Here is a 9,187-nt window from a genome sequence, read left to right on the forward strand (position 1 = left end):
GCGGGGAACACTTGGTGAGTGTTTCGGTGGTCATGGCGAAGGGGAAACGCCCGGTTACATTCCGAACCCGGAAGCTAAGCTCTTCAGCGCCGATGGTACTGCACGGGGGACCGTGTGGGAGAGTAGGACGCCGCCGAACAATACGTGAGGGCCCTTGGTCCCAGCGTGCACGCTGGGACCAAGGGCCTTTTTCCTTTGCCCAATACTCGAAACGCACCGAGTTGATCGGTGCGCGAGAATGAACGTGCATTACCCCAAGACAGGAGCCACGTCGATGTCCAACTCGCCTGAGGAACGGCCCGGCAGGCCTGAGTGGTCCGACAGGCCGCGGAGTCATGGCGGCGGTGAAAGGCGGGGCGGTGGTTCCCGTCACGGTGACCGGCGTGGCGACTGGCGTGATGATCGACCCTCGTACCGCCGTGACGATCGGCGTGATGACCGGCGTCGTGACGACGACCGGGGCGGTTCGGGGCGTGACCGCGGTGAGCGGCGGGACGAGCGTTCCGCGTACCGGCGCGACGACCGGCCTTCGTACCGCCGGGACGACCGGGACCGGGGCGGTTCGGGGCGCGATCGTGGTGAGCGACGGGACTTCCGTCGGGATGACGATCGACGGGACTTCCGTCGGGGCGAGCGTCCCCCGCACCACCGGGGTGACCGGGATGACCGTCGCGACGACCGGCCCTCGTACCGCCGGGACGAGCGGCCCTCGTACCGCCGTGACGATCGGCGTGATGACCGGCGTCGTGACGACGACCGGGGCGGTTCGGGGCGTGACCGTGGTGAGCGGCGGGAGTTCCGTCGCGACGACCGGCCCTCGTACCGCCGGGGTGACCGGGACTTCCGGCGTGATGACCGGCCTCCGCACCACCGGGGTGACCGGGACGACCGGCGCGATGACCGGCCCTCGTACCGCCGTGACGATCGGCGTGATGACCGGCGTCGCGATGACGACCGGGGTGAGCGTCGGGGCTTCCATCGGGATCGGGACGACGATCGACGGGACTTCCGTAGGGACGAGCGTCCCTCGTACCGTCGCGATGACCGGCCTTCGTACCGCCGGGACGATCGGCGTGACGACCGCCGGGACGACCGGCCCTCGTACCGTAGGGACGACCGGCGTGACCGTCCCCGTGGAGGACCGCGGGGCGACGAGCGGAGCGGGCGGCGCCCGTACGGCCAGGGTGGCGGTCGGGACCGCGGCGAGCAGGGCGGCTACCGCGGTCACCGGGACGACCGGCGCGGCGGCCACTGGCGCGAGGACCGGCCGCGTGAGCGCGGTCAGGAGCGGGACGCGTTCACGCGGCTGCCCATCCCGGACGACGTCACCGGCAACGAGCTGGACAAGGACGTGCGGCAGGAACTCAAGAGCCTGCCCAAGACGCTCGCCGAGGATGTCGCCAAGAACTTGGTGATGGTGGCGAAGCTGCTGGATGAGGAACCGGAGAAGGCCTACGCCTACGCGAAGGTCGCGCTGCGGTTGGCCTCCCGTGTCGCCGCGGTGCGCGAGGCCGCCGGCTTCGCCGCCTATGGGGTGCAGAAGTACGCGGAGGCGCTCGCCGAGTTCCGGGCGGCACGGCGGATGACCGGCTCCGTCCACCTGTGGCCGGTGATGGCCGACTGCGAGCGCGGTCTCGGCCGGCCGGAGAAGGCCCTCGCCATGGCGGGCGAGCCCGAGGTGCAGAAGCTCGACAAGGCCGGACAGGTCGAGATGCGGCTGGTCGCGGCGGGCGCGCGGCGTGACATGGGGCAGGCCGAGGCCGCCGTGGTCACGCTCCAGAGCCCCGAACTGGCCTCGCACTCCGTGCAGCCGTGGACGGCACGGCTGCGGTACGCGTACGCCGACGCGCTGCTGGCCGTGGGGCGCGAGGAGGAGGCCCGCGAGTGGTTCGCCCGGGCCATCGAGGCCGACCAGGGCGGAACGACCGACGCGTCGGACCGGCTGGCGGAGCTGGACGGGGTGGAGTTCATGGACGCGCTCGACCCGGACGCCGACCGCGAGGACGACCTGGAGGGTCCGGAAGACCTGGGACAGGGCCCGGAAGCGGGCGGTGACGGAGCCGACGAGCGCTGAGGGCGGCTCGGCGGAAACGACGAGGTGAGGGGATGGTGCCCGGCTCTCCGTGAGCCGGGCACCGCCGTCTCCGGAAGCCGTCAGCCCTCCCGGCCGTCCCCGAGGGCGCGCAGTACCAGGCCGGTGGCCGGCTTGGGGCCGAACGACGTCGACTTGCGCGGCATGGTGACGCCCCGGCGGGCCAGTTCGCGGACGGTGTCCTCCGCCACCGCGCGCAGCAGGATCGCCGAGCCCTCCAGCCGTTCCGCCTGCGCCACGGCCGCCGCCGCGTCGTGGAGGTAGCCGATCTCGGCGGAGCTGTCCGGGACCCGCCAGACGGTGCCCAGCAGCACGGAGTGGAGGACCGTGGCGTCCAGCCGGCGCCACTCCTCCGGGCGGTCGTCGCGGACCGTACGCGCGACCAGCGCGGGATCCGGGTCGTGGAGCAGGTGGAAGACGCCGTCCCCGGTGAGCAGTAAGGCGTTGCCGGGGGTGGTCTCCAGGGCGCGCAGGGCGTGCGGAAGGGGGCCGTCGACGGTCCGGACGCGGAAGGCGCCGTCCAGCCGGGCGAGGGCCTCGGCCACCGGCAGGTGGGGCAGCACGCGGTGGATGGCCTGCACTCCCAGCGGATGGCGGGCGGTGTCGACCAGCAGCACCAGGCCGTGGTCCCAGAAGCCGTCATGACCGTCGCGTTGTCCGTCGTGTCCGGTGTGCTCGGCCTGGAGCCGCAGGTAGGTGGCCCACCGGTGGTGGCCGTCGGCGATGAGCGCCTGCCGGCGGGAGAGGTCGCGGTCGATCTCGGCGAGTTCGCGGGGGTCGGCGACCGACCAGAGCCGGTGCGAGAAGCCGTCCTCGGTGGTGGTGGAGAGCAGCGGGGCCCGGCCGGTCGTGCGCTCGATGACGGCGGTGGCGCCGGTGGCGGTGCCGTCGCCGCGGTACGACAGCAGCAGCGGTTCGAGGTTGGCGGCGGTCGCGCGCATCAGGGCCGCGCGGTCCTCGACGACCTCCGGTATCACGTCCTCGTGGGGGAGGACGACGCCCTCGTCCGGCGGGGTCAGCCGCAGGGCGCCGATCAGGCCGCGCTGCAGCACGTCGCCCTTGCGCTGCTCGTAGACGTACAGCGCCGGGCGCGGATCCCGGACGAGCACGCCGTCGGCCTGCCAGCGGCGCAGGGTCTCCGCGGCCTGCCGGTGGCGGGCGGCGGGATCGGTGGCCTCCGGGAGGATCAGCCGGACGATGTTGTACGGGTCGGCGGTCTGGAGGTGGTGCAGGCCGTCGGGCCGGACCACGACGTCGTACGGGGGCGAGGTCACGGCCGCCAGACTGCCGACCCGGTCCGGGGCGTAGCGCAGCCCGCGGAAGGGGACGAGGCGGAGGCCGCCCGCGGGGCTGTCGGGACCGGGAGATCGCAGCATTGGTGCATGTTATGCCCCTGGGCGGAGTGGGAGATGATCGGGGGAGACGACCGCGAGCGCGAGGAGCAGGAAGACGATGACCGGTCCCCACCGCCCGATCCGCACCCGGCCCCAGGGCTGTGCACGCCCGCTGAGCGGGGCGTACGACACGGCGCTGCTCGACCTGGACGGGGTGGTCTACGCGGGCGGCGAGGCGATCGCCCACGCGGTGGAGGCGCTCGGGGCGGCCCGGGACGCCGGGATGCGGCTGGCGTATGTGACCAACAACGCGGCGCGCACCCCCCTGACCGTCGCCGAGCACCTGACCCGGCTCGGGATACCGGCGGAGCCGGAGGAGGTGGTCACCTCGGCGCAGGCGGTGGCGAGGATGATCGCCGAGGAAGTGCCCCCGGGCTCGCGGGTGCTGTGCGTGGGCGGCGAGGGGCTGGCGGTGGCGCTGCGCGAGCGCGGACTGGAGCCGGTGGAGTCGGCGGACGACGACCCGGTGGCGGTCGTGCAGGGGTACGGCGGCCCGCAGATGCCGTGGGGACGGCTGGCGGAGGCGGCGATCGCGGTGGGCCGGGGGCTGCCGTGGTTCGCGTCCAACACGGATCTGACGATCCCCTCCGGCCGGGGCATCGCCCCGGGCAACGGCGCGGCCGTGGAGGCGGTGCGGATCGCGACCCGGTGGATGCGGCCCGCGCCGGAACCGAAGGTGGCGGGCAAGCCGCTGCCGCCGATGCACCGCGAGACGATCCTGCGCACCGGCGCCGAGCGGCCGCTGGTGGTCGGGGACCGGCTGGACACCGACATCGAGGGCGCCCACGCGGGCGGCGTGGACTCGCTGCTGGTGCTCACCGGGGTGACGGACGCGGCGCAGTTGCTGGCCGCGCCCCCCGAGCACCGGCCGACGTACGTGGCGGCCGACCTGCGGGGGCTGCACCGCGCGCAGCCGGAGGTGGAGGAGACGCGGACCGGTGGCCGGAGCGGGTTCGCGTGCGGCGGCTGGGTGGCCGCGGCGGAGGACGGCACGCTGCTGCTGGAGGGCGGGGGCGGTGATCCGCTGGACGGGCTGCGGGCGCTGTGCGCGGCCGCGTGGACGGACGCGGGGGACGGCGTGTGCCGGGCCGGGGCCGACAAGGCGCTCGCGATCCTGGGGCTGTGACCGGGGCATGACCGGACGCCCGCGGCGGGAGCCGCCGCGGGCGTCCTGGTCCGGCCGGATCTGAGGGGCCCGTCAGCGGGCCTTCCGGGCGTCCTCCAGGGCCTTGGCCAGGGACTCGATGAGGGGGGCGCAGCCCGCGTGGGAGAAGCGGGGCTCGCTGGCCCAGGGCACGACCTGGTCGGCCTTGACGGCCGGCAGCCGGGTCCAGGTGGGCTTGTCGGCGAGGGCCTTGGGCTGGAGCGCGGAGGTGCGGTTGTCCAGCAGGACGAGGTCGGCCCCGTACTTGTCGGCGTTCTCCCAGCTCAGGTTCTCGAAGAAGCCGCCGTCGGTCTTCTCGGGGGTGATCAGGTCGACGCCGAGCTCCTTGAAGTACGTCAGGTCGGCGTAGGCGGCCGGGTCGGAGACGTAGAGCAGGTCGGCGGAGGCCGAGGCGGCCAGGACCTTCAGGCCGCGCTTGGCCTTGGCGGCCCGGCGGAGGCGCTCGGAGGCGTCCTCGAAGCGCTTCTTGGCGTCGGTGACCTTCTTCGCCTTCAGGTCGGCGCCGAGGGAGGCGGCGAGGTCGACGTAGCGCCCGATGGCGTCGCTGAGGGAGGTGCGGGCCACCGAGATGGCGACGCTGGGGGCGAGGGAGAGGATCTTGTCCTTGCTCTCGTCGGGGACGTACCACAGCGCGCCCGGCTCGTACATGTTGGTGACCAGCAGTTCCGGGCCGAGGGCGGCGTACTTCTCGACGTTGAACTCGCCCCAGACGTTGCCCAGAACGGTCACCTTGTCGACGTCGAGGTCGCCGGCCTGCGGGTCGGGCTCGCCGTTCTTCAGCTTGGTGGGGCCGAAGACGCCGGCGCACTCGACGCCGTAGTCGTACAGGGCCGCGGCCGAGCCGGTGAAGGCGACGATCTTCCGCGGGGTGCTGTCGGCCCGGGCGGTCTTGCCGCGGTCGTCCTTGAACGACCAGGCGCCGGAGCCCCGGTCCGAGGTGGCGCCGCCCTTGGAGCCGCCGTCGCCGCAGGCGGCGAGCAGGGCGCCGAGGCCGAGGGCACCGCCCGCGGCGAGGAGGCCGCGGCGGGACAGGGCGGCGGAGGAGGGAGACGTGGACAGGGGTCTGGGATCGTTCATGGTGGATCTCCGTGCTGGCTCGAATTGAGGGTAGGCTAACCTAACGTTCGTGTTGACTGACAGCGCCCCCCGGCAGCGGCGGAACGCCGCCCGGGCGGCAGGACTCCTGGCCGCCTGCGGCGTACTGTCGCTGGTCGCGGTCGCGAGCATCGCGGTCGGCGCCAAGCAGATCCCCCTGGAGCAGGTGTGGCACGGGCTGTTCCACTACACCGGCACCGACACCGACGTGGTGGTCCGGGACCTGCGCCTGCCGCGCACCCTCCTCGGCCTGCTCGCCGGCGCCGGGCTCGGGCTCGCGGGCGCGGTGATGCAGGCGCTCACCCGCAATCCGCTCGCGGACCCCGGACTGCTCGGCATCAACGCCGGCGCCTCCGCCGCCGTCGTCTCCGCCATCGGCTTCCTCGGCATCACCTCGCTCACCGGCTACGTGTGGTTCGCCTTCGCCGGGGCCGCGGCGGTCTCGGTGCTGGTGTACGCGCTCGGCGGCAGCCGCCGCGCCACCCCGGCACGGCTGGCGCTCGCCGGTACGGCCGCGAGCGCCGCGCTCTACGGCTACGTGCAGGCCGTGGAACTGCTGAACACCGCGGCACTGGACCGGATGCGCTTCTGGACGGTCGGCTCGCTGGCCACCGCCACCGCGCCGGTGGTCGGCCAGGTGCTGCCGTTCATCGGCGCCGGGATCGTCCTGGCGCTGGCCCTCGCCCGGCCGCTCAACGCCGTCGCCCTCGGCGACGACACCGCCCGCGCGCTGGGCACCGACCTCAACCGCACCCGCGCGGTCGCGATGGTCGCCATCACCCTGCTGTGCGGCGCCGCGACCGCCGCCTGCGGGCCCATCGTCTTCGTCGGGCTGCTGGTGCCCCACCTGGTGCGCGCCCTCACCGGTCCCGACCTGCGCTGGCTGCTGCCGTACGCCGCCGTGCTCTCGCCGGTGCTGCTGCTGGGGGCCGACGTCCTCGGCCGCGTCGTGGCGCGGCCCGCCGAACTCCAGGTGGGCATCGTCACCACCCTCCTCGGGGGGCCGCTCTTCCTCCACCTCGTCCGCCGTCGAAGGGTGGCCCAACTGTGACGCCCGTGACGAGTCCACCGCGGCCGAGGGGAGCCGTACTGCGCACCCGGGGCGGCCTGTCCGTGCGGATCGACCCGCGCGCCACCCTGGTCGGGGTGCTGCTGGCCGTCGCCGCCCTGGCCATGGGCGTGGTGCTCATCGGCACCGGCGACTTCGCGATCCCGCCCGCCGACGTACTGCGCGTCCTGGCCGGGCGGGGCAGCACCGCCCACACCTTCGTCGTCCACGAGCTGCGGCTGCCGCGGGTGCTGGTCGCGCTGGGCGTCGGGGTGGCGCTGGGCCTGGCGGGCGCGGTCTTCCAGTCCGTCTCCCGCAACCCCCTGGGTAGCCCGGACATCCTCGGCTTCGGGTACGGCTCGGCGGCGGGCGCGCTGACCGTCATCGTGCTGTTCGACGGCGGTTCCTACGCGGTCGCGGGCGGCGCGGTGGCCGGGGTGCTGGTGACCGGCGTGGCCATCTACCTGCTGGCCTGGCGGCACGGCAGCCACGGCTACCGGCTGGTACTGGTCGGCGTCGGCGCCGCCGCGATGCTCAGCGCCGCCAACGGCTACCTGCTCACCCGGGCCGACATCGTCGAGGCCACGCGCGCCGTCCTGTGGATCACCGGGTCCCTCGACGGCCGCGACTGGGCGCAGGTGTGGCCGCTGCTGGCCGCCTGCGCGGTGCTGGTGCCGACGGCGCTCGCCCTGGGACGTCCGCTGCGGATGCTGGAGATGGGCGACGACAGCGCGTACGCGCTCGGGGTGCCGGTGGAGCGGACCCGGCTGCTGGCGATGCTCTCGGCCGTCCTGCTGACCGCCGCCGCCACCGCCGCGGCCGGCCCGATCGCCTTCGTCGCCCTCGCCGCGCCCCAGCTCGCCCGCCGCCTCACCCGGGCGCCCGGCCCGAACCTGCTGCCCGCGGCGTGCATGGGCGCCGTGCTGCTGGTGACCGCCGACTGGCTGGCGCAGCACGCCTTCGGCGCCAGCCGGCTGCCCGTCGGCGTGCTCACCGCGGTGCTCGGCGGCGGCTATCTGCTGTGGCTCCTGGTCACCGAGCGCAGGGCGGGCCGGATATGACCCGCGGCGCGTTCCCCGGCGGGCGCGGAGCCGGCCGGGTGGCAGCAGGCCAGGAGGAAACCGGAGGGGAGAACGTGTCCATCGACCAGTCCGTCCAGCCGTCCGCCGCCCCGCCCGCGGAACCGCCCCCGCCAGGGGCCGCCGGGCGGGTCTCCTCCCGGCTGGCCGCCGACTCCGTCACGCTCGCCTACGACCAGCGGGTCATCGCCGAGCGGCTGTCGGTGCGGATCCCCGACCGGTCCTTCACGGTCATCGTCGGGCCGAACGCCTGCGGCAAGTCCACCCTGCTGCGGGCGCTGGCCCGGATGCTGCGGCCGACCGCCGGGGCGGTGCTGCTGGACGGGCAGGCCATCGGCTCGCTGCCCGCGAAGAAGGTGGCCCGCACCCTCGGACTGCTGCCGCAGTCGTCGATCGCCCCCGACGGCATCACCGTCGCCGACCTGGTGTCCCGCGGCCGCTACCCGCACCAGGGCCTGCTGCGGCAGTGGTCGGCCGAGGACGAGCGGATCGTGGCCGAGTCCATGGCCGCCACCGGCGTCGACGGGCTGGCCGAGCGGTACGTGGACGAGCTGTCGGGCGGACAGCGGCAGCGGGTGTGGATCGCCATGGCCATCGCCCAGCAGACCCCGCTGCTGCTGCTGGACGAGCCGACGACGTACCTCGACATCCAGCACCAGATCGACGTGCTCGACCTGTGCGCGCGGCTGCACGAGGAGCAGGGCCGCACCCTGGTGGCCGTCCTGCACGACCTCAACCACGCGGCGCGCTACGCCACGCACCTGATCGCGATGCGCGGCGGCGAGGTGATCGCCGAGGGACCGCCGGGCGAGATCGTCACCGCCGGGCTGGTGGAGCGGGTCTTCGGCCTGCGCTGCCAGGTCATCGAGGACCCCGAGACCGGCACGCCGCTGGTGGTCCCCGCCGCGCGGCGCCCCCGCGCGGACCGTCCGGTGCCGGGGGCGGCCGGCTGAGCCGCGTCCGGCCCGGCCGGAGGACGCCGGTGCGGGGGTTCAGCGTCCGCGGCGGCGGAGCATCAGCGCCGCGACGGTGACGACGGCCAGGCCCACGCCGACGAGGTTGCCCACGGCGACGTCGCGGGCCCGCTCGCCGCCGAGCGCGATGCCGGCCGCGAGCAGCCCGACGACGTACGCGGTGAAGGCGGCGGCGAGGTCCACCCACAGCAGTTCCACCCGGCCGCGCCGGTACGGCGGGCCGGGCGCGTCCGCGCCGCGCGGGGGCGTGCCCGGGGGCGTCCCCCTGCCGCGCCGCCACGGCCACCACATGCCACCTCCCGGGCGCTCTCCACCCGGCCGCCGCCGGGAGCGCCGGCTA

The 9,187-nt window shown here is 74.6% G+C and carries 8 protein-coding genes, 1 rRNA gene and 1 pseudogene; 7 read left to right on the forward strand and 3 right to left on the reverse strand.

The window, feature by feature from the left end:
- Positions 1-22 precede the first annotated feature (22 nt).
- From rrf to VE546_RS24175, 3 genes are all read left to right on the forward strand, one after another.
- Positions 23-139 (forward strand): 5S ribosomal RNA (gene rrf / locus VE546_RS24165).
- A 196-nt stretch (positions 140-335) separates the two neighbouring features.
- Positions 336-1,415, forward strand: a complete 1,080-nt coding sequence (locus VE546_RS24170) for a hypothetical protein (protein ID WP_324925852.1) — start codon at positions 336-338, stop codon at positions 1,413-1,415.
- Complete coding sequence (locus VE546_RS24175) at positions 1,307-2,074, forward strand: hypothetical protein (protein WP_324925848.1); 768 nt, start codon at positions 1,307-1,309, stop codon at positions 2,072-2,074. The genes VE546_RS24170 and VE546_RS24175 overlap by 109 nt, the downstream gene beginning before the upstream one ends.
- Positions 2,075-2,154: 80 nt before the next feature.
- Here VE546_RS24175 and VE546_RS24180 read toward each other — a convergent pair whose 3' ends face one another.
- Positions 2,155-3,468 carry a DUF1015 domain-containing protein gene (locus tag VE546_RS24180; RefSeq protein WP_324925838.1) on the reverse strand — a complete coding sequence of 438 codons (1,314 nt, stop codon included), beginning with the start codon at positions 3,466-3,468 and terminating at the stop codon, positions 2,155-2,157.
- Between the two features lie 76 nt (positions 3,469-3,544).
- On the opposite strand from VE546_RS24180, the gene VE546_RS24185 reads away from it, so the two are divergent.
- Entirely contained in the window at positions 3,545-4,612 is a 1,068-nt protein-coding gene (locus tag VE546_RS24185) for an HAD hydrolase-like protein (protein ID WP_324925840.1), read from the forward strand.
- Between the two features lie 72 nt (positions 4,613-4,684).
- Here the strand turns inward: VE546_RS24185 and VE546_RS24190 are convergent, their stop codons facing one another.
- Entirely contained in the window at positions 4,685-5,728 is a 1,044-nt protein-coding gene (locus tag VE546_RS24190) for an ABC transporter substrate-binding protein (RefSeq protein WP_324925842.1), read from the reverse strand.
- A gap of 49 nt (positions 5,729-5,777) precedes the next feature.
- Here VE546_RS24190 and VE546_RS24195 point away from each other — a divergent pair, with 49 nt between their 5' ends.
- The 3 genes from VE546_RS24195 (at position 5,778) to VE546_RS24205 (ending at position 8,826) form a co-directional block, all read left to right on the forward strand.
- Positions 5,778-6,797 carry a FecCD family ABC transporter permease gene (locus VE546_RS24195; protein WP_324925844.1) on the forward strand — a complete coding sequence of 340 codons (1,020 nt, stop codon included), beginning with the start codon at positions 5,778-5,780 and terminating at the stop codon, positions 6,795-6,797.
- Positions 6,794-7,855, forward strand: a complete 1,062-nt coding sequence (locus VE546_RS24200) for a FecCD family ABC transporter permease (RefSeq protein WP_414720563.1) — start codon at positions 6,794-6,796, stop codon at positions 7,853-7,855. The genes VE546_RS24195 and VE546_RS24200 overlap by 4 nt, the downstream gene beginning before the upstream one ends.
- A gap of 161 nt (positions 7,856-8,016) precedes the next feature.
- Positions 8,017-8,826 carry an ABC transporter ATP-binding protein gene (locus tag VE546_RS24205; RefSeq protein ID WP_324925850.1) on the forward strand — a complete coding sequence of 270 codons (810 nt, stop codon included), beginning with the start codon at positions 8,017-8,019 and terminating at the stop codon, positions 8,824-8,826.
- Positions 8,827-8,865: 39 nt separating this feature from the next.
- On the opposite strand, the pseudogene VE546_RS24210 reads toward VE546_RS24205, so the two are convergent.
- A pseudogene (locus VE546_RS24210) lies at positions 8,866-9,187 on the reverse strand (hypothetical protein); the annotation flags it as partial.

It is taken from the genome of Streptomyces sp. (assembly GCF_035644915.1).
GTDB lineage: Bacteria > Actinomycetota > Actinomycetes > Streptomycetales > Streptomycetaceae > Streptomyces.

What these genes read in the sequence shown, in the direction of transcription:
- VE546_RS24170 (WP_324925852.1), top strand. Translation starts at nt 336, where the DNA reads ATGGCGGCGGTGAAAGGCGGGGCGGTGGTTCCCGTCACGGTGACCGGC.
- VE546_RS24180 (WP_324925838.1), bottom strand. Translation starts at nt 3,468, where the DNA reads ATGCTGCGATCTCCCGGTCCCGACAGCCCCGCGGGCGGCCTCCGCCTC.
- VE546_RS24185 (WP_324925840.1), top strand. Translation starts at nt 3,545, where the DNA reads ATGACCGGTCCCCACCGCCCGATCCGCACCCGGCCCCAGGGCTGTGCA.
- VE546_RS24190 (WP_324925842.1), bottom strand. Translation starts at nt 5,728, where the DNA reads ATGAACGATCCCAGACCCCTGTCCACGTCTCCCTCCTCCGCCGCCCTG.